The 19,702-nt window shown below is 36.0% G+C and carries 19 protein-coding genes; 8 read left to right on the top strand and 11 right to left on the bottom strand.

The features are described 5' to 3' along the window. Positions 1 to 164 precede the first annotated feature (164 nt). On the bottom strand, positions 165 to 1,253 hold the full coding sequence (locus BXY64_RS00560) for a sensor histidine kinase (protein WP_245996563.1): 1,089 nt from the start codon (positions 1,251 to 1,253) through the stop codon (positions 165 to 167). Between the two features lie 275 nt (positions 1,254 to 1,528). Between BXY64_RS00560 and BXY64_RS00555 the strand changes: the two genes are divergently transcribed. After that, the gene (locus BXY64_RS00555; RefSeq protein ID WP_120238058.1) at positions 1,529 to 2,053 is read left to right on the top strand and encodes a YceI family protein; all 525 of its coding nucleotides are present in this window, start codon (positions 1,529 to 1,531) and stop codon (positions 2,051 to 2,053) included. 1 nt (position 2,054) lies between these two features. On the opposite strand, the gene mnmH is transcribed toward BXY64_RS00555, so the two are convergent. Together mnmH and rsgA are read right to left on the bottom strand one after the other, a co-directional pair. After that, positions 2,055 to 3,086, bottom strand: a complete 1,032-nt coding sequence (gene mnmH / locus BXY64_RS00550; RefSeq protein WP_120238057.1) for a tRNA 2-selenouridine(34) synthase MnmH — start codon at positions 3,084 to 3,086, stop codon at positions 2,055 to 2,057. A 91-nt stretch (positions 3,087 to 3,177) separates the two neighbouring features. Then, on the bottom strand, positions 3,178 to 4,104 hold the full coding sequence (gene rsgA, locus BXY64_RS00545; protein ID WP_120238056.1) for a ribosome small subunit-dependent GTPase A: 927 nt from the start codon (positions 4,102 to 4,104) through the stop codon (positions 3,178 to 3,180). Between the two features lie 148 nt (positions 4,105 to 4,252). Here rsgA and BXY64_RS00540 point away from each other — a divergent pair, with 148 nt between their 5' ends. Then, positions 4,253 to 5,020, top strand: coding sequence for an exodeoxyribonuclease III (locus BXY64_RS00540; protein WP_120238055.1), 768 nt, complete (start codon positions 4,253 to 4,255; stop codon positions 5,018 to 5,020). A gap of 402 nt (positions 5,021 to 5,422) precedes the next feature. On the opposite strand, the gene BXY64_RS00535 is transcribed toward BXY64_RS00540, so the two are convergent. From BXY64_RS00535 to BXY64_RS00510, 6 genes are all read right to left on the bottom strand, one after another. Beyond that, entirely contained in the window at positions 5,423 to 7,009 is a 1,587-nt protein-coding gene (locus BXY64_RS00535) for an aspartate:alanine exchanger family transporter (protein ID WP_120238054.1), read from the bottom strand. 107 nt (positions 7,010 to 7,116) lie between these two features. Beyond that, positions 7,117 to 7,827, bottom strand: a complete 711-nt coding sequence (gene pepE / locus BXY64_RS00530; protein WP_120238053.1) for a dipeptidase PepE — start codon at positions 7,825 to 7,827, stop codon at positions 7,117 to 7,119. Between the two features lie 46 nt (positions 7,828 to 7,873). Next, positions 7,874 to 9,850, bottom strand: coding sequence for a tetratricopeptide repeat-containing sensor histidine kinase (locus BXY64_RS00525; protein WP_170150539.1), 1,977 nt, complete (start codon positions 9,848 to 9,850; stop codon positions 7,874 to 7,876). 151 nt (positions 9,851 to 10,001) lie between these two features. Next, positions 10,002 to 11,060, bottom strand: coding sequence for an outer membrane beta-barrel protein (locus BXY64_RS00520; RefSeq protein WP_120238051.1), 1,059 nt, complete (start codon positions 11,058 to 11,060; stop codon positions 10,002 to 10,004). A 64-nt stretch (positions 11,061 to 11,124) separates the two neighbouring features. After that, complete coding sequence (locus tag BXY64_RS00515; RefSeq protein WP_120238050.1) at positions 11,125 to 12,231, bottom strand: hypothetical protein; 1,107 nt, start codon at positions 12,229 to 12,231, stop codon at positions 11,125 to 11,127. 11 nt (positions 12,232 to 12,242) lie between these two features. Then, positions 12,243 to 12,728, bottom strand: coding sequence for an RNA polymerase sigma factor (locus tag BXY64_RS00510; protein ID WP_120238049.1), 486 nt, complete (start codon positions 12,726 to 12,728; stop codon positions 12,243 to 12,245). Between the two features lie 153 nt (positions 12,729 to 12,881). Between BXY64_RS00510 and BXY64_RS00505 the strand changes: the two genes are divergently transcribed. The 6 genes from BXY64_RS00505 to BXY64_RS00480 all read left to right on the top strand — a co-directional run bounded on the left by BXY64_RS00505 (position 12,882) and on the right by BXY64_RS00480 (position 18,146). After that, complete coding sequence (locus BXY64_RS00505) at positions 12,882 to 13,688, top strand: 5'-nucleotidase, lipoprotein e(P4) family (RefSeq protein ID WP_120238048.1); 807 nt, start codon at positions 12,882 to 12,884, stop codon at positions 13,686 to 13,688. 109 nt (positions 13,689 to 13,797) lie between these two features. After that, positions 13,798 to 14,688: a DUF4271 domain-containing protein gene (locus tag BXY64_RS00500; protein WP_120238047.1), complete on the top strand. Its 891-nt coding sequence runs from the start codon at positions 13,798 to 13,800 to the stop codon at positions 14,686 to 14,688. A gap of 37 nt (positions 14,689 to 14,725) precedes the next feature. Beyond that, the gene (locus BXY64_RS00495) at positions 14,726 to 15,484 is read left to right on the top strand and encodes a uroporphyrinogen-III synthase (protein WP_120238046.1); all 759 of its coding nucleotides are present in this window, start codon (positions 14,726 to 14,728) and stop codon (positions 15,482 to 15,484) included. A gap of 79 nt (positions 15,485 to 15,563) precedes the next feature. Then, positions 15,564 to 16,010 (top strand): ribonuclease P protein component, encoded by a 447-nt coding sequence (locus BXY64_RS00490; protein WP_120238045.1) that lies wholly within the window; start codon positions 15,564 to 15,566, stop codon positions 16,008 to 16,010. Further along, positions 15,994 to 16,191, top strand: a complete 198-nt coding sequence (gene yidD / locus BXY64_RS00485) for a membrane protein insertion efficiency factor YidD (RefSeq protein ID WP_245625798.1) — start codon at positions 15,994 to 15,996, stop codon at positions 16,189 to 16,191. Before BXY64_RS00490 ends, yidD begins: the two co-directional genes overlap by 17 nt. Positions 16,192 to 16,457: 266 nt before the next feature. Beyond that, entirely contained in the window at positions 16,458 to 18,146 is a 1,689-nt protein-coding gene (locus tag BXY64_RS00480) for a S41 family peptidase (protein WP_120238043.1), read from the top strand. Positions 18,147 to 18,728: 582 nt separating this feature from the next. Here the strand turns inward: BXY64_RS00480 and BXY64_RS21580 are convergent. Together BXY64_RS21580 and dinD are read right to left on the bottom strand one after the other, a co-directional pair. After that, positions 18,729 to 18,854, bottom strand: a complete 126-nt coding sequence (locus BXY64_RS21580; RefSeq protein ID WP_262706493.1) for a hypothetical protein — start codon at positions 18,852 to 18,854, stop codon at positions 18,729 to 18,731. An 8-nt stretch (positions 18,855 to 18,862) separates the two neighbouring features. Then, positions 18,863 to 19,699 (bottom strand): DNA damage-inducible protein D, encoded by an 837-nt coding sequence (gene dinD, locus BXY64_RS00475; RefSeq protein ID WP_120238042.1) that lies wholly within the window; start codon positions 19,697 to 19,699, stop codon positions 18,863 to 18,865. Between the last annotated feature and the right edge of the window lie 3 nt (positions 19,700 to 19,702).

Here is a 19,702-nt window from a genome sequence, read left to right as displayed (position 1 = left end):
TAATCTTACGAATTCACAAAAAAATACATCTTTTTTGTCAATTTCAAGCAATTACTGATGCCAAATAAGCATTCAATAAGCAAACCCGCCTAAAAACGGGCTGCAAAAATAAGGAGTTCTTTTTTGGTTTCAAAACTTTTCTGGTGATTTGAAAACCAGAACTTTCAGTTTAGAGGCAAAATAATTCTAAAAACCGTGCCTTTTCCCAATTCAGAGCTGGCAACAAAAATTTTTCCACTATGGTAATTTTCTATAATTCTTTTGGCCAATGATAATCCTAAACCCCACCCTCTTTTTTTAGATGTGTAACCGGGTTTAAATACAGTTTTAAATTGACCTTTGGCGATTCCTTTCCCAGTATCCTTAATATCCAAGACAATTTTTTCTTTGCCTTTAGTTAAGGAAAAATGCAACTTTCCCTTCCCCTCCATGGCATCAACCGCATTTTTTGTCAAATTTTCTATCACCCAGGAAAATAACTCTTTGTTTAAAGGCACTAATTCATTTTTTAAATCAGTATGGGTAAAAATAAATTCTATTTTATCCGATGTTCTTTTCTTCAAGTATTCAATACTTACTTCAAGAATTTCATTCAATTTATAGGGTTTTAAGATCGGTTTTGAGCCAATTTTCGAGAATCGTTCGGCAATTACCTCCAACCTAGTTACATCTTTCGACATTTCTTCAACCATTGTCGGACTTGGATTTCCCGACTTCATCAATTCCATCCAGGCCATAAGAGAACTAATTGGAGTTCCCAATTGATGAGCTGTTTCTTTTGACATTCCAACCCAAACACGATTCTGTTCTGCAGATTTTGAATATGAAAATGCCAAAAATGCAATGATAATGAAAGTAATAATCGCTCCCAACTGAATGAATGGATACCAAGCAAGGCGCTTTAGAATATTTGAATCATCGTAGTAAATGTAATTTTTGCTGTTAATCAAGTCGATGGTAATGGAATGATTCTCATTCTTCATTTTAATCAATTCCCTCGATAGTACTTTCGCCTCTTGGTTCTCCGGAAAATTAATATTCCTGTGAGCAATTATACTATCATTTTCATCGGCTATAATCATTGGAATGGTCTCATTTCCCTCCATTATCCGCTGAATCAAGGCAACATCCTGGTTTGGATTAGTATCAAGACTCTTTAATCCAATAGCCCAAAGCTCTACTTTCTTTGCTTCTTCGTGGGCCAGTTTCTTCACCAAACTATTGGTATAAAGTAATGAAACAGCCACAATCACAACTGCAACAATTAAAAAGTGGTATTTCCAATTCCGGTTATTAAGGTAAAAGTCCAATGTCGAATATTAATTGGTTTCTGATAAAGGTAACGACAAATCAATTTAAATCTTATTCCAGAGTCAAAAAATATCTCATTCTATAGTTCATTTTACATCCATTCCTATTTTACCATCCAAAATTTAATTTTGCATTGATCAGCCTTTATGGATTATATTTGTTTATAAGCAAAGGCCTTACATCCTTTTCAAGTATTAACTCCATAAAAGTAAATCATATGATCAGAAGGTTGATGTTGTTGGCAATGATTATTGGAGGGATTCATTTTACATGTTCATCCCAGAAAATTAATCCCGAAAAATCCAAAATTGAGTTTCGAGTAGCCAATCTTGGTGCAAACAAGGTAAAAGGAAACTTTTCGGGCATGAAAGGAAGTGTAAAGTTCGATCCCAAAAACATTTCCACAGCCTCTTTTGATGTATGTATAGATGCAACAACATTTAATACCAGAATGAAGAAGAGAGATCAAGTGGTAAAGGGAGAAAAGTACTTAGATGTTGCCAGTTACCCTGAAATTTGCTTCAAATCAACAGGTGTATCCCGTAATGGAATGAGTTATAAACTTACGGGAATACTAACAATGCATGGCGAAAGCAAGGAGGTGGAAGTCATTTTTAACTACTCTCGCCAAATATTTACAGGCAAACTACAAATAAACCGCCTCGATTTTAAAGTGGGTCCTCGAAGCGGTGTTTTGGTTGGTAAAGTAATAGACATTACAATTACCTGTGTAATTGAATAAACTACTTTTTAAGAGAATTATAGAACTCCATTACCTTCTGAGCATTTTCTGCCGGATTGTCTTTTTCCAGCTCCAAATAATGAATGGTTTGGCCTTCTCTTTTCGATAAACCATGCCTATAGGCTTTATCGTAGTAGCTTAATGTAATATCTGCAACTGTCGCATAATCACCTTTCTCTAGACTTTCATATGCTAGTTTTACATTTAGGCCTCCCAATCTTTTCCCAATTTTAGAGATCATGTGAGCCAGAATTTCAGAGTTGAAACAAGCATATTCCTCTACAAGTCTTTTTATTCTTTCCGATTTTGGAATTAAAATTTTGACCACATCAGTTTGTCTCATGCGGTCAAATAAAGCATCATTAATCCATACAGAACCTATTGATTTGCTCTCATCTTCAACCCAAATAGGTTTGTTCGGATCTAAATCCAACCACACTTTAGCCAATTCATTCTCAAAATTCTCATTACTTGGTTGATCAGTTTGCCCTAAAGCACCAAAAACAGAGCCTTTGTGATGAGCTACTCCTTCCAAATCCAGAACCTGTGCACCTTGCTTTTGCATTTCGTGTAAAACTTCCGTTTTTCCACTGCCTGTCATGCCACCCAAAACCACCAATTCCGATTTTTCAGCAAATTGCTTGCGAATGTATCCTCGATATGCCTTATAGCCTCCTTTTAGTAAATAAACCTTAAATCCTGCTGTTTCGAACAACCATGCCATACTTCCACTACGCATTCCTCCTCGCCAGCAGTGCACCATTATTTCTTTTTGCGGTGCAAACTTCTTTGCCATTTTCACAAACTTGGCCAACTTGGGCCCAACCAACTCAAGGCCTAAAAGTACGGCAGAATCCTTACTAGCTCTTTTGTATTTGGTACCAACCAAAACTCTTTCTTCATTCGTAAAAATGGGAATATTTAAAGCATCAGGAATGTGTCCTTCTTCAAATTCTGCTGGTGTTCTTACATCAATCATTGGAAGTGATTTTCCCAATTCCAGGAATTCTTCCGGGCTAAGTACTTTTGCCATTTTTTTTGTTCTTTTCAGCTATTACCTGATCAAAAAAGCACGTAAAAAATACGTGCTGAGTTCTGTGTTTTAACAGTGATCTATACTGTAATTAAATTCTGTATTTGCTATCCTCATCCTCCATTACCATACCCAGGTAACTTTCGTAACGAGTAATACTTATTTCGCCTGCTTCAACAGCAGCTTTTACGGCACATTTGGGTTCGTGAATGTGACTACAATTGTTGAATTGACAATCATTTGAAGTTTCGAATATTTCTGGGAAAAAGTGCGACATCTCTTCCTTCTCCATATCGATAGTACCAAACCCTCTAATTCCTGGAGTGTCGATAATATACCCACCAAAATCCAAGCCAAACATCTCAGAAAAAGTAGTCGTATGCTTTCCTTGTGAGTGAGCTTCTGAAATTTCTCCGGTTTTCAAATCTAAACCTGGTTGAATGGCATTGATCAATGTTGATTTGCCTACACCAGAATGTCCGGAAAGAAGATTGATATTATCCTTTAGAGCATCTTTAATGATATCAAGATGAGTTCCGTTCTTTGCAGAGATTTCGTAACACTTGTATCCTATTTTCTCATAAATTCCCTTCAACTCATCCAGTCTGTCCATATCATTTGGTCGATATCGATCAATTTTATTAAAGATTAAGCGAACCGGAATGCGATATGCTTCGGCGGCAGCCAAGAATCGATCAATAAAAGTTGTAGTGGTTAAAGGATAGTTTACGGTTACAATCAAGAATGCCTGATCAACATTGGAAGCAATAATCTGACTGTGCTTCGATAGGTTCGACGACTTACGAATGATATAATTCTTTCGATCATGAATACTTACAATCACTTTCGACTCCTTATCTTCCTCAAAATTTACTCTGTCGCCCACCGCAATTGGATTGGTGGTTCTAATTCCCTCCATTCTAAATCGCCCTTTGATACGGCAATTGTGAATTTCTCCATCGTTGGTTTTAACAGTATACCAACTTCCTGTCGATTTTATAACCAGTCCTTCTTTCAATGTCTATCTATTTTTGTACAAAAATAGTTGATTTTAAGGAAAAGAGAGCATTTTAGAGGATTTGTTATTTGTCAAAGTGCGAATATGGCACTTATCTTTACTAAATTGCATTTTGATTTATTCGTTAAAATAAACACACACCAGATACATGAAGAAAATAATTAGCTACAATGTAAATGGCATTAGAGCTGCATTGGGAAAAGACTTGATTGGATGGCTAAAACAGGAAAATCCTGATATTTTACTGATTCAGGAAACCAAGGCACAGCCAGAGCAAATCGAATCTCACTTGTTTGAAGAGTTGGGATACCACTGTTACTGGTTTTCTGCCGAGAAAAAGGGATACAGCGGGGTTGGCATTTTGAGCAAGGAAAAGCCAGATACCATTGTTACTGGAATAAATAACGACAAATACGACATTGAAGGAAGGGCCATAAGAGCCGATTTTGGCGATATATCGGTATTTAGCACCTATCATCCATCGGGAACTACAGGAGGGCCAAGACAGGACTATAAAATGGAATGGCTGGCCTATTTCCAGGAATACATCAACGAACTGAAAAAGGAAAGACCAAATCTTGTAATTGGTGGCGACTTTAACATCTGTCACAAAGCCATTGATATCAGTAGACCTGAAAAGAAAAAAGGAGTTTCGGGCTTTTTACCTGAGGAAAGAGAATGGGTAAGCCAATTTCTGGAAAGTGGTTTTATTGATTCCTTCCGTGTATTCGATCAATCGCCAGATAAATATAGTTGGTGGAGCTACCGCGCTGGTTCCAGAGGTAAGAACCTGGGCTGGAGAATCGACTACCACATGGTAAGTGAAAGCCTGGAAGAAAAGCTTAAAGATGCCTCTATCCTAGCCGATGTTGTGCATTCCGATCACTGCCCGATTGTTGTGGAAATGGACTTTTAAAAAACATTTATAATTGATGCTCTCACTACAGTGAGGGTATCAATTTAAACCATGCTACAGTTTTTTTAGCTTTTTCTCTACTGAGAGAGCATCCCTTGAAGTGATACACCCACGAATGAATAGATTGATTCCCGAATCTCATAGCTACCATACAGTAAGTACTACGAAAAAGACAGTAGAAAATCCTACTCTTTGGTCTTGGAACGAGAAAAACCTGTCTTGGAGGCTCCGACTGCATGTCTTGGAGCAGTTCACTCTTGTCTTGGAAGAAGTTTTGATGTGTCTTGGAGCACTTTACCTTGGTCTTTCAGCGCTTCTTCCATGTCTTGGAAAATCTTCCACCTTGTCTTGCTAATAATGCTTTTTGTCTTGTTGATGTATTTTCTGGTCTAGAACCCAACTTTACAGCATACTCAGTATCTGTACACAAACAATTAAAAACACCATGGCGATGGGATAAACCGTTGCATAGGCTATAGATTGTGCGCTGGAATCGGACATTCCATCAACTGCAGCTAATCCAGGAGTACTGGTCATACTGCCTGTTAAAGCTCCCAGTAAATTGAGAATGTTCATTTTTAGCACAAAATGGCCAATTAGGGTCGTAAGTATCATTGGCAACAAGGTAATTGCAATACCTATTGCAAATAGAGCCAATCCCGATTCCTGGAAAGTTTTTACCAAATGAGCTCCCGCACTGGTTCCCACTACGGCCAAAAACATGAGTAATCCAAGCTGACGGAGCAATTGGTTTGCCGATCCAGACATAGTCCAAAGAATAGGTCCGGTTTTACCAATTCTACTTAGCACCAAGGCTACCATAAGCACACCACCTGTTAGTCCAAGGCTAAAGGTAAACTCATCCGTAAAGGAAATTTTTAACTTCCCTACCAACACACCCAGTACAATTCCTGTGGCAATTGGAAAGAAATCGGTATCAGATAGCTTCTTGCTATCGTTCCCAAACAAGTGACGCACGTTGTTGATATTAGCGGTTCCACAGGCTACAACCAGTTTATCGCCAAAACGGATTTCCGATTTTGAACTGGCTACCATATCAATTCCCGCTCTGCGGATACGGGTAATACGAGCATTGTAATTGGCCAAAACGTTTAGCTGCCCTATGGTTTTATTCACTACTTGCTTGTTGGTTACCAGTACCGATTCCACCACATAATCGCGGCTTAAAGGGATCTTCTCCCCGGTCTCTTCTCCAATAATCATTTTGGCTCTCTCCAAGGCCTGTTCGGTACCAATAAGTTTCACAATATCGCCAGTTTCTAAAATGGTATTTGGTGTAGGAACAATGCTTTCTCCATTGTGCATGATTCTTGAAATATTGGCTTGGGTCATCGATCGAATTTTAAGCTCGGCAATGCTTCTGCCAACAATATTTTCGTTCTCAACTACAAAATTCTTGTTGAATAGTTCAGGAAAGTTCTGCTGAGCCTCATCTTCCAGCTTTTGTGCTTCTTTTTCTATATCCACTTTAAACAGTTTCGGATACATTCTCACAAACAAAATTACCCCAATAACTCCAAAAGGATAAGCAATACCATAACCAATAGATGCCATTGCTGATTGGGTAGATTCGATAGCTGCTGCAAGTCCGGGTGTGCTGGTTAGTGATCCTGTTAACAATCCTATGGCAATATCGGTATCGATTTTAAAAATCAAGGCAAGTACAACGGTAACTAAAGAGGCACTACCAACCAAAATAAAAGCCAAAACGATTAGCTCTCTCCCATTCTTTTTAAAGGATTCGAAAAAACCTGGTCCGGCCTGAATTCCTATGGTAAAAATGAACAGGGTAAGTCCAATATTTTGGATATCCTTAGGTATGCTTACACCAAAGTGCCCAAAAACCAAGGCAACAAAAATAACTGCTGAAACATCCAAAGAAATTCCTTTGATTTTAATGTTTCCAACAATAAATCCGATAGCAACAATAAGAAATAGAACAAAATAAGCCGATGAAAGTAAGTCCATGAGTAAGTGTTTGTTTAAACTTTTAATTCGGCCACAAAGGTAGAAATTCAAAACAAAAAAAGCGATTAAGTCTCCCTAATCGCTTCTTATGTATTATTGTGATGATCCTACTTCAACAAGAAATTAAAATCGTCATTTGCACTTAGTTCGTAAGCTTCTATAGCGTTCTTAAAGATTCTACATTGTCTGTCTCCAATTAATTTGATGTTGTTATCCTCTACCAAAAACATGGTTGCTTCTCTCAATCCGGCAATGTATACATCAGGATTCAATACCATGAATTCGTTGATACGATCTTCGCGAGTTTCTCCTCCATGTCCTTCTGGATTTTTATCCAAATAGTGTGGATTAATCTGGAAAGGAATCAGGTTTAACGCATCGAATCCCATAGGGTCGATAATCGGCATATCGTTGGTTGTTTTGATGGTAGGACAAGTTAAATTCGATCCTGCACTCCAACCAATGTACGGAGCCTTTTCGTTGATTACCTTATTGCGAATTGGTTCGGTTAGGTTGTATTTGTGAATCAAGTGAAGCAGGTTCCAAGTACTTCCACCACCCACAACAATTGCCTCTGCTTCTTCAACTGCCTGAATCGGATTTTCGAAATGGTGAATCGATATGATATCGTGCCCCACTTCGTTGAATCTTTCTTTTACTTTGGCTTCGTAATCATCGAAAGATACAGTTACACCTGCATAAGGAATAAATAGTGCTTTTACTGGTTTCTCTCCTAAAAACTCTTTGATATTGTGTTTCGGATAATCCAAGTACTCTTCCCCTGGATTCGTAGAATTACTAATCAGTAATAATCTCATGTGTATGTAAATTTAGTTTAAGCTTATGTGTATTTCAGCTCTAAATTTAACTATTAATCAAGAAAAGAAGAGGCTCTTTTTCTACTAATTCCAAATATTTTTCATGATTCATTGGGCGACGTGGAATAATAAAAGCAAAAGTACTTCCCTTATCTACTTCACTGCTAACAATCATTTTACCATGATTTTTAGTCAAGAAGTCACGACAAAGTGTCAACCCTAAACCGGTTCCTTTCTCAGCTGCCGTTCCGTCAGTGGTTTTTCCATCATAGATGTTATCCACCTGATCAGGTAGCATTCCAATACCATCATCAATTACCGAGATCTTCACAAAGTGTTCTCCTATTTCCGATTTAATCTCCACACTACCTCCTTTATTGGTAAACTTAATGGCATTGGAAATAAGATTCCTCAACACGGTATTAATCATGTTCCAATCAACAAACACCTCAATATTTGGGTTCTCTGAAGTAAACAAATTAATGGATTTAATTTTAGCCAAATCACTCAATAGACCAATATTGGAATTGATGATCGAACAGGCATCAACCATTTGTTTGTTAGCCGAAAGTGTTGAAGTTTGATTTTTTGCCCAATACAAAAGGTTTTCCAGAAGTTCATAGGCATTATCTGAAGAATGAAACAGAGCTTGCAAAAACTCCTCCTTATCTTCCTCTGAAAGGTCTAAATCTTCCTCCCCAAGGTACATTCTCAACCCATTACTGATATTGCCAATTGCACCTCTTAAATCGTGTGCAATTAACGAAAACATTTTATCCTTGGTATCATTGGCAACGCGAAGCTTATCTTCACTTACCTTGATTCGCTTCATGGCTTCAATCAATTCCTCTTGATGCTGGTGAACCAAGCTGTTCTTCAGATGCAATAGTTCGTTGTCTTTCAGATTATTTCTATACCTGATAATCAAGATAAAAATTACCGAAATGAAAACCATTAAAATCAATAAACCAACAATATACTGGCGAGTAATTTTTAATTGCTGTTCCTGATTTTCATCCCTCAAGACCTGATTTTCCTGATTCTTGATACTAATTGCATGACGCGAATCCAATTCTTCAATCTTATTGCTTAATTTATCATCTGCAATAGAATCCTGATATTGCTGTAACTTCTGAAAAGCCAGTACAGATTCTTTTTGTTTGCCACTTTGGATATGATAATTGGCCAGGATTCTGTAATAATCACGATATAACCTTTTGGATTTAAGATTTACCGCAATAGCGTATCCTCTATCCAAATGTTTTTTTGCATTGGTCAACTCTCCATTTTTAATGTATAACTGAGATAAATCTAACTCAAATGCCCCACTTTTAAAGCTGTTTCCACTTGATTTATGGTATTGCAATGCATCTTGGTAAATTCCTATGGCTTTATCTGTTTCACCAATTTCGGCATACATTGATCCTAAATCATTTAAAACAGATCGTATTATTTTTTCTCGGGATAATTTTTTACCAATTTCAAGTGCTATTTCAAAATGTTTTTGAGCTTCATCAAATACACCAATCCCCTTATAATACAAACCCAACAAGTTTTCACAAGCAGCAATTCCTCCTTCATCACCAAATATTTCGTAAATATTGAAAGCTTGAATGGTGTAAGAATATGATTTATTTAAACGGTTGGTTTCATAATAGACCGTTGCCAATTGCTTGCTGATATCAGCTATTTCTTTCTTAAAATTATTTTGCTCGGCATGATGGTGTGCTTGAAGAAGATAATCTAGTGAATAATCTAGTTGGTTATCGTAGTAGTATGCAGTCCCAACATAAAACATCGCTTTTATAATTTCAGGGGTACTCTCAAGCGATTGCGCTGTTCCTAGCGCATGTTTAGATTTTTCTATTGCTTGTTCAGGATCGATGTTCCAATAAAATTTACTAAGGTCCAGTAGGGCATTCAATTTATTTTGACCTGCCGAAGAACCATATCTCTTTTGTAGGCTATCCAAACTAACTTGAGTTTCGAAACTTTCAAAACCATACAGAGGAAAACATAACATTACTAATATATATAGGGGGAGTCTTTTCATGCCTCTAATATACTATTTTATGCTAAAAATATCAACATTAGTCAAAATGGCACACCCCATAACAACAAAAGGGCCAGACTTCAATAAAATCTGGCCCTTTGTCAAAATGAGAGTTTTAACTTTAAAAGCTAACCAAGGTAATTCCTACTGTAAACGGTGTTAAGTCGGGACCTTTACCACTTTCAAATAATTCGGTTAAACCATAAGTTGCAAAAAAGTTTAAAGAACGATAACCAATACGAGCATGTGCTGCATATCTCAATGTTTTCAACTTAAAATCATCATGATCTTTATCCTTATCGCCTCCATGCTTGATTTTGGTGTGCGAACCAAGTCTTAAACCTCCCACAACACCAGCCGACATATGAATTCTTCTCTTCTTATACTTTACAGGAATTTGGAATTCCATTAACAATGGAATCGTAAGGTAAAGCGTTGTTAGTTTTGTCTTTTTAATATCCCAATCAGGATGCGAAACAGATAAATCTAAAGGTTGTATCACTCCATTTACCTTTTGCAAAGTAATATCATTATCAAACCTGTAGTTGTTCCACTCTAAACCTAAACCTGTTACCAAGCCAATTGTATTTCTTTCTTTTTGCAAACTGATATCGTACTGTAAAAAGTTTAGGTTAACGGCAATGGATTTCGCCATATCCAATTCCATAAAATCATAGGAATAACCTATGTAATCTTCATTTGCAAAACCATTTATCCCCATTTCAAATCCTGCCCAGTGTCCTCTAAATTCAGGTTCTTTTTCCATAAAGAATTTATCCTGATCCGGATCCCAAGGATGTACTTTCTCAATCTTAATCCTAGTTCCGTGCCAACCATCAATAATGTTAATCTGCTTTCCACCAATCCTAATTTTAGTTGTATCACGGCCTTCCTGATAAGCAAATTTTCCAATCTTACCTACCTTAATCTTGGCGCCACCTTCGGTTTCAACTGCTTTTACAACATCTCTGTTCATAAACTCTACCTTCATGGTATCCTGGTGCTCAAACTTCTGAAAAGTTTGCTTGGTTTTGGCTTTTTTCTTTTTATTAGACCAACTATCTTCTATTAAGATTTTTTTCTTCTTAAGCGTATCCGTTTTTAATGTATCAATTGTATTTTGAGCATAAGCACTGCACCCAATTGCAAGTGCGAAATACATTACAAGTAATTTCTTCATAACAATGTTTTTAGGTAATTCTATGGGTAAGACGAATCAACAGCCCATTAGTTACAGGTAATTTTTATTTTATTGAAGTAGAAAAGCCTAAACCTTTGGTATTGAAGTTTAAACGTGTTTTTTCTGTTTCCGAATCGTATTGTTTATCTAATTGTACTTTCTTTCCGGCAATCTCTCCTATCTTGTCAACTCCCATTTTTGCAACCGCATAAAGCAATGAATTGTTTTTTCGTTTCGCTTTTACGCTTGACTTCCAAGACATGCCAAGATTAGCCAAACCAGTATTAACAGGAAGCTCATTCATTTCTTTTTCCTGATTTGAAACCTCAATTTTCTGGTCAACCACTTCAACATTGGCTAAAAGTTCAAGCTCAGCTGTTTTAATGACTTCAGGTAAACTCACTTTTTGAGAAGCGGCTTGCTTCGTATCTATTGGATTCTCTGTAATTGCTTGTTTAGTAACAATCCTATCTGTTCTTTTTTCTATTGGTTGGTTCTTTGCAATCACATTTTCAACTTTCTCAATTCCTGATTTTACTACTTCTTGCTTTGTTGTTTTTGGTTCTGAATTAATTCCTGCCAATTTTTCCAATCTATTGGAATCTTTTGTTGGTGTAATCACGACCTTTTTTACAGAATCATTATAAGCAACTTTTTTAGCTGAATCTTGCATTGCGTTTTTATCAGAAATGGAAGTATTCCAAACTGAAAAAAGAAGCAATACCGATGCTGCAATACCCACTCCGGAAATCATCCAGTAAGGAATGATCTTACGTTCCTTTCTCTTCAGTTCTTCCTTATCGGGATAAATGATATCATTATCAGCTTTAAGCTTTGTTCTCTCAAACAATTGGTATTGAGCTTTGCCAATAAGATTCTCATTCAAATATTTCGTGAAAGCGATCTCTTCTTCTTGCTCTAAATCACCTTCCAGTTTGGCTACACAAAAATCCTCAAAATCTGTTTCAAAAGGAATCTGTTTCAATGATGATTTGTCAAAAATAATGTCCTCCTCCTCCAACTCTACCAGGCACATTTCGTCCAACTCCTCTCTTAAATCAGGATTAAGCGCAAGGAAACTTTCCAGATTTTTCTTCTCTGAATCGTTCATGTTTCCTTCCAAATAATCAAGAAAGAATTCTTCGTAATTGTGTCTGTCTATTCTTCTCATCATCAATCTTTCTACACCAATGTTTCTATACTACCAATGAAACTTTTCAAATTTTTCCTGGCCCTGTAAATGTAAACTTTCACCTGCGATTCATTTAAATCGGTAATCTTTGCTATTTCTGCATAGGAATATCCTTCATAATCCCTCAATAGTATTACAGATCTTTGAATATCTGAAAGCTTCTCCAATGCAATATTTAAAACCTCTTTTAAATCGCTATACTGTTCCGAATGTGAATATTCTTTTACATCAACATTCTCAAAATCTTCTTTTCTTTTCTCTTTTCTTATCAAATCGATCATGGTATGATAAGCCGTAGTAAAAAGATATGACTTTACTTTCTGATAATTTACATTCTCAATATTACGCCACAATTTCTCGAAACTGTCTTGTACGATATCACGTGCTTTATCCTCATCTTTAATATTTTTGAGGATAAAGCGAAACATGCCATCGGCATACTTGTCTACGCTTTTATTGTACTCTACAGTGTTCATTTAGGCCAGTTTCATATCTAGGACGCACAACATATTTGAAATGTTACAGCTATTTTTTTATTATCTTCGAATTTAAACCATTTATTTTTCCTTTCCGTGTAAATCCGATCATCAAAAAGAAGGTGAAAGTTTAAAATTATAACACAAACTCACATGAGAAAAATATTTTTTGCGATTCTAATCGCTTCCGGCCTGTTTGCTTGTCAGCAAAATCCTGCAAACAATAAGGATACACAAAACCCAAATGAACATTTGGTAATGGCTACTCTATGGTATCAGAGAGCATCAGAATGCAGAGCTTTATACTATCAGGCATTTAATGCTGCCAAACTATCTTTAGACAAACAATTGGCTACTTATTCTGGAAAAAAAGCCAAAGCCGTTGTGGTTGATATTGACGAAACAGTTCTGGACAATAGTCCATTCGAAACCAACTCCATTAGAACAGGAAAATCTTATTCATCAACAGCATGGAAAGAGTGGACCGATATGGCAAAGGCTCAGGCAACGCCAGGAGCATTGGAGTTTTTAAAATATGCTGAATCGAAAGGGGTTGAAACTTTTTACATTTCTAACAGAGATACTTCTGCTACAAACAAAACATTACAAAACCTTAAAGAGCTAGGTTTTCCTTTTGCAGATAAAGCACACATTCTGCTAAAAACCAATACTAGTGTAAAAACTGTAAGAAGAAATAAGGTGAGCGAAACGCATGATATTCTGATTCTTGCTGGTGATAACATTGGAGATTTTGATGAAATTTTAGAAGACAGGTCAGAAAATTATGGTTTCGGAAAAGTTGATCGCATGAAAAATCTTTTCGGAGCAAAATTTATTGTGCTGCCTAATCCGATGTATGGTTCATGGGAAAGACAAGTTTTAAAGAGCGACAAAAAGCTAAATGCTAATGAAAAAGAAAAGCTTAGAATAAAACGCTTAATAGGATACGAAGAAATTTAAAACCCAAAGCCCGTAAGAAATTTACGGGCTTTCTTTTTGCTTCATGCAAGAGCTCAATAAAATAAAATTATCTTTGTAATTAATTAGTGGTAATGGTACACGAATTATAATGGCTTTCATCAACTCATCAGTCTCTCCCGTTCATAAAACGGCATTTCAAGATTCTTCTTTTCAAGTCAATTTTAAGCTAGATAGCTTAAATAATGGGAAAGATACAACTGATCAGACAGTCAAAATTATTGCTGATAGTACCATAACAGACTCAATTCATCTAAATCCTATCTCACTTCGAGATTCAATCCTTACTGATAGTATTGAAAGACCATTAGTCAAAGAAGGAAAGCTAATTGAAAGCTCTCAAAGTGATTGGATGGTAGGTGTTAGCCTTTTTGTGGTGATTCTAATGGCAATTATTCGGTTTTCATTCGGTAAATATCTTCAGCGCCTGATTGATGCAATTATCAATTACCAAGTTTCAAGCAATTTATTTCTGGAGAAAAATATGAGAAACCTTCGAGGAAGTATTTTCTTGAATGGATTGTTTTTTATCAATGCCTCATTTTTTACAGTACTATATTACAACTATTGGTATTCCGATTCTGGTATCAGAACAAGCTTGCTAACCTTCCTTTATACATTAGCTACTTTTCTGATAATTTACTTCGGAAAATTTGTCGTGATAAGGACATTGGCATACATTTTTGATGGTGTAAAAGAGGGAAAAGAATACCTGCACAACGTTTTTATCTACAATAAAAATCTTGGAATTTTTCTTTTGCCAATTACCCTTAGCGTACCTTTCATAGCTGATTTTGCTGCATATCTACTACTAAATACAGGTTTAGTTATTGCTCTAATATTTTATTTATTTCGACTATTTCGAGGGATTAAAATATTATTTCGCAAACATGTTTCAATATTTTATATGATTTTGTACCTTTGTGCCTTGGAAATTTTGCCCTTACTTGTGATTTACAAACTGTTAATATCATTGGTATAAGGCGGTGTAAAGAATTGTTGAACTAAACTCTAGTGTTTTGAGAATCAAGACTATACTGGTATCACAACCCAAGCCCCAAACCGAAAAGTCACCGTATTTTGATTTGGCAGAAAAATACAATTTGAAAATTGATTTTCGTCCTTTCATCCAAGTTGAAGGTGTTTCAACCAAAGAATTTAGACAGGAAAGAATCAATATTTTAGATCACACAGCTGTTATTTTTACTAGTAGAACGGCTATTGACCATTTTTTCAGAGTTTGTGAGGAATTAAGAATTACAGTTCCTGATGATATGAAATATTTCTGTATTTCTGAATCAACTGCATTCTATCTTCAGAAGTACATCGTTTACAGAAAACGAAAAATCTTCTTTGGAGAAAAACGTTTTGAAGAGTTAATGGATATTATCGTGAAGCACAAATCAGAAAAATTCCTGATTCCACTTTCAGATATTCATAAACAATCAATCCCTGCTTTACTTGATAAAAACAAAATCAAGTATACGAAAGCAATTTTGTATCGTACTGTAAGTAGCGATTTATCTGATTTAGCGGATGTTAATTACGACATCTTGGCTTTCTATAGCCCATCAGGTATTGCTTCTTTGTTACAAAACTTCCCGGAGTTTGAGCAAAACAATACAATTATTGCTGCATTCGGACCTGCTACTTCAAAAGCAGTTAACGATGCGAAGTTAAGACTTGATATTCAGGCTCCAATGCCACAAGCTCCATCTATGACTATGGCTTTGGATCAATTCATCAAGAAATATAACAAAGACAATAAAGACAAATAGTCTATAGCCACATAAAAAAAAGAAGGGGAATTTGTTTTCCCCTTTTTTTGTCGATTTTTGTAGTATAATCCTGAATAGCATGACACGTAAAACACGTTTTACTTTTGAAAAAGCTGAAAGACTCACTCACAAGATTCTTATAGGCAAACTATTTTCCGAAGGGAACGGATTTACCTGTTATCCTTTTCGAGTGGTTTGGAAAGCTGCTGATCTTCATTCCGAATATCCAGCACAAGTTGCCATAACTGTCTCTAAAAGAAACTTTAAGCAAGCACCTAAGAGAAATCTTTTAAAGAGACGAATTCGGGAAATTTACCGTTTAAATAAACACAAGCTTTACGAAGAGCTAGAGAAAAAAGAAGTTCAAATTGCTTTTATGATTGTATATCTTCCTAAAAAAATCATGGAAACAAAGGATATGGAAGAGCAATTAAAAAAGGCAATGCAACGAATTCCTAGAGAATATGAAAAACATTCTAAACCTACTGAAACAGGCAGCTCTGTTCATCATGATTCTGCCGATTAAGTTCTATCAGTATTTTATTTCTCCCCTTACTCCTTCTGCTTGTAGGTATACTCCTACCTGTTCTTCCTACGCCATTCAAGCTTTAAAAAAACACGGCCCATTTAAAGGATCTTATCTTGCTATCAAGAGAATTTTATCCTGTCATCCCTGGGGTGGACATGGTCATGATCCTGTGCCTTAATAAAAGGCAATAGATAACAGATTAATGGTCATTTAAGTTCAAAAAAACAATTTAGTAAATTTATCGTAAGCTTGTTAGAGTTTATTCTGGCACATTCATTGTAATTCAATGCAATAGGGTTAAGAAATGTTAAAGGTGTTAGATTTCCGTCGGGATTGCCTATATTTGTTATTACCTACTAATAAAATTATACTGCTAAGTGATTAGTGTTTGATAGGGAAATCTCCGCAAGGGTTAATTAAAAATATCAATTAAAAAAGAAATATATGAAGCTTCGAGGAAAAAGAGGAGCCATTTGGATGCTGGCTATTCTACTGTTTTGTAGTGCGGCATTTTTCGGGTTCAGCAGGGATGAGAGAAATTTTGAAATCAGTAAAAACCTGAATATTTACTACACCATGTTCAGAGAATTGAACTTGTTTTACGTAGATGAAATTGATCCGGGTGACTTGGTAAAAAAGAGTATGGATGCCATGCTAAAAACTCTCGATCCATATACCACCTATATATCAGAATCAGATATTGAAGATTTTAAATTGATGACAACTGGTGAGTATGCTGGAATTGGAGCTTTAATCAGTAAACACAAAGATGAAGTTATTATTGCAGAACCTTACGAAGGTTTTCCTGCCTATAAAGCGGGTTTAAAAGCGGGTGATGTGATGCTTGAGATCAATGGGACATCAACCAAAGATAAAAGCACCGATGATGTGAGCAACTTGTTAAAAGGCCAACCTAACGTTCCGCTTACCATTAAAATCAAACGCCCTGGTGTAAAGAAAACCATGGATAAAAAGTTGGTTCGTGAAAAAATTCAGCTTAAATCGGTTCCTTACTATGGCATGATTACCGACTCAATAGGATACATTCACCTTAACCAATTCACTAACAAATCGGCAGGTGAAGTGAAAAATGCATTGAAAGAATTAAAGGTGCAAAATGCCAAATCGATTGTATTAGACTTAAGAGGAAACCCAGGAGGTTTGTTGGATCAGGCAATTGAAATTACCAACCTTTTTGTGAATAAAGGTGAAGATATTGTTAGTACCAAAGGGAAAGTTTCTAAGTGGGACAAAAGCTACAAAGCAACAAAGTCGCCACTTGATTCTGAGATTCCTATCGCGGTACTGGTAAACAGAGGATCGGCTTCGGCTTCGGAAATTGTTTCTGGCGCGATTCAGGACCTTGATAGAGGCGTTGTACTAGGTAATAGAACATTTGGTAAGGGATTGGTTCAAACTACCCGAAATCTTACTTACAATACCAAATTAAAGGTAACTACAGCCAAGTATTACATCCCTAGTGGAAGATGTATTCAGGCTTTGGATTACAGCAACAGAAACGAAGATGGCAGCGTTGGTAAAGTTGCTGATTCCTTGATAACGGAATATCATACTAAAAATGGTCGTTCGGTATATGATGGCGGAGGTATTCTTCCTGATATAAAAGTAGATGCTGACACCTACAGTATTTTAAGTTTAAATATGATACGTGATTTTATGTTCTTTGATTTTGCTACCCTTTATGCAAACAAAACGGAAAGCATTGAATCTGCTAAAGAATTTAAAGTAAGCGATGATCTTTTTAATGAGTTTGTTGAATTTGTGAAGGAAAGTAAAGATTTCACTTACAAATCAGAAAGTACTGAGATCTTAAAAGCATTGAAGAAATCGGCCAAAGAAGAGAAGAACTTTGATATTTCGACTGATGAATTTGATGCATTAGAGGCTAAATTAGCACCTAATTTAGATCGCGACATACAACGCTTCAAAGATGAATTAAAAGAGCTTCTGGCTCACGAAATCGTGAAGAGATATCACTACCAAAAAGGAGGCATAGAATTCAGCTTGCGCGATGACAAAACTTTACTTCGTGCCATCGAGGTTCTTGAAAGCAATAACGAATACGTAGGTATTTTAGATGGCAGCATTGGATTGCATGCAATAAACAAGTAAAAAGGAATAGGGCAAAAGGATTAAGTTATTTGCCTGAAGCTTAAATAAAATTGATATAAAAAAGCTCATTCTTTCTGCGGAAGGAATGAGCTTTTTCTTTAACAACACTCCTACCGATATGGATATTCATTTGTAATAGCACTACCCTCTTGTTGCCATTTGAACCCATTGAGTATGCAATATGACCAAATGAGTTTTTTATATTGTCTTTTGAGTAAGAAAATTTAGCAATTGAGTTAATTACATTCCTCTCTGAGTAGCATTTTTACTGATTTGAGTTAACTCAGACGCCAATATTTGTAACTCAGAAGGGTGTTTCAGTAACTCAGACGGCTTACCTGGTTACTCCGATGGGTATTTTCGCTACTCAGAAGGGGTAATTGTTAACTCTGATGGGTATTTGGCCTACTCAAAAGGGTATCTACCTTACTCAAATGGGTCTAATGACTACTCAGACGCTATTTTATTAACTCCGATCGGTAAATACAGGACTACAGAGGATTCTATTTAATTATATATAAAAAATGCCGAACAAAGAACTTCATCTCCTTTCGGCATTTGTAATATTTTATAACTGATGATTTAGTGCGCTTGCAACCAGTTCTCTCCTACCCCCATATCAACGGTAAATGGTACCGAAATCTGCACTGCATTCTCCATTTCTTCACGAAGGATTACGTTAATTTTTTTAGTGCAAATTTTTAGCAATTGTTATTCTATTTTAATTTTTTAGGATTTTTTAAACTCTTCTTTTCATCGCTTTTAAGTCTTCTATCAATCTTATTTATATCCTCTTCTGGATCTAAGTTTTCAGGCTGAATTCCACGGGATATCAATGTTTTTCTTACAGTTTCATTGTTGGTTATATGCTCATTTGAAATCTGACGCTCAGAACTCATTTCATTTTCCTTTGCATTAAAAATGGTAATCTCAGTAGCAAAATCCTTAGCTTTTAATAAAATGGTTGGCATAAAATCAGCTAAAGGTTTATTTTTAATTTCCCACTTCTCCTTCATTTGTTGAGTAGTTCTTCCAAATAAAGCGGCATCCCCTTTACTCCTGATAATAGCAAAATTTTGATTCCCTCCTGTTTGTTCAAAAATAACTTGAGACAATTCTTTTTCTGTCTCTTTGAGTTTATTTCTGGCTTGAACTCTTTCGTGTTCAAGCATTTTTTGCTCTATTAATTCAGCTTTTCTGGTCTGAACAGCAAAATAACGTTGAGCAAATGCTATTTGTTCTTTTCTAGGATCTCCATTTTGTGCTACTAAATAACAAGCATATCTTGTAAGCATAATGTCGGAGATTTTCTTTTCCGCTCCTGAACCAATTACGACCATTTTCCCGACGTCAGCAAAATGGTCTTCAATTTTTTGCTCTGAAAGCTCACATGCTGTTTTTGCTTTTAAAATAACTCCCTGGAAATTATCCCATTTTGAATAACCTAAAAGGTGTTGCAAATCTCTAGCCATCCAAAATTCAACTCCTTCTGAAGTTGAATGCGCTTGAGATTCAAAGTTATCAGTTAAAGTATATATTACGGATTTTTTCATAAC

This window comes from Marinifilum flexuosum (assembly GCF_003610555.1).
Taxonomy (GTDB): Bacteria; Bacteroidota; Bacteroidia; order Bacteroidales; family Marinifilaceae; genus Marinifilum; species Marinifilum flexuosum.
The sequence above is the reverse complement of the archived record's forward strand: the minus strand, read 5'-3'. Positions and strand labels throughout refer to the sequence as shown.

What these genes read in the sequence shown, in the direction of transcription:
- pepE (WP_120238053.1), bottom strand. Translation starts at nt 7,827, where the DNA reads ATGAGATTATTACTGATTAGTAATTCTACGAATCCAGGGGAAGAGTAC.
- BXY64_RS00535 (WP_120238054.1), bottom strand. Translation starts at nt 7,009, where the DNA reads ATGGACTTACTTTCATCGGCTTATTTTGTTCTATTTCTTATTGTTGCT.
- BXY64_RS00505 (WP_120238048.1), top strand. Translation starts at nt 12,882, where the DNA reads ATGAGAAAAATATTTTTTGCGATTCTAATCGCTTCCGGCCTGTTTGCT.
- BXY64_RS00520 (WP_120238051.1), bottom strand. Translation starts at nt 11,060, where the DNA reads ATGAAGAAATTACTTGTAATGTATTTCGCACTTGCAATTGGGTGCAGT.
- BXY64_RS00540 (WP_120238055.1), top strand. Translation starts at nt 4,253, where the DNA reads ATGAAGAAAATAATTAGCTACAATGTAAATGGCATTAGAGCTGCATTG.
- BXY64_RS00525 (WP_170150539.1), bottom strand. Translation starts at nt 9,850, where the DNA reads ATGTTATGTTTTCCTCTGTATGGTTTTGAAAGTTTCGAAACTCAAGTT.
- BXY64_RS00510 (WP_120238049.1), bottom strand. Translation starts at nt 12,728, where the DNA reads ATGAACACTGTAGAGTACAATAAAAGCGTAGACAAGTATGCCGATGGC.
- mnmH (WP_120238057.1), bottom strand. Translation starts at nt 3,086, where the DNA reads ATGGCAAAAGTACTTAGCCCGGAAGAATTCCTGGAATTGGGAAAATCA.
- BXY64_RS00480 (WP_120238043.1), top strand. Translation starts at nt 16,458, where the DNA reads ATGAAGCTTCGAGGAAAAAGAGGAGCCATTTGGATGCTGGCTATTCTA.
- yidD (WP_245625798.1), top strand. Translation starts at nt 15,994, where the DNA reads ATGATTCTGCCGATTAAGTTCTATCAGTATTTTATTTCTCCCCTTACT.
- BXY64_RS00515 (WP_120238050.1), bottom strand. Translation starts at nt 12,231, where the DNA reads ATGAGAAGAATAGACAGACACAATTACGAAGAATTCTTTCTTGATTAT.
- BXY64_RS00490 (WP_120238045.1), top strand. Translation starts at nt 15,564, where the DNA reads ATGACACGTAAAACACGTTTTACTTTTGAAAAAGCTGAAAGACTCACT.
- BXY64_RS00555 (WP_120238058.1), top strand. Translation starts at nt 1,529, where the DNA reads ATGATCAGAAGGTTGATGTTGTTGGCAATGATTATTGGAGGGATTCAT.
- BXY64_RS00500 (WP_120238047.1), top strand. Translation starts at nt 13,798, where the DNA reads ATGGCTTTCATCAACTCATCAGTCTCTCCCGTTCATAAAACGGCATTT.
- dinD (WP_120238042.1), bottom strand. Translation starts at nt 19,699, where the DNA reads ATGAAAAAATCCGTAATATATACTTTAACTGATAACTTTGAATCTCAA.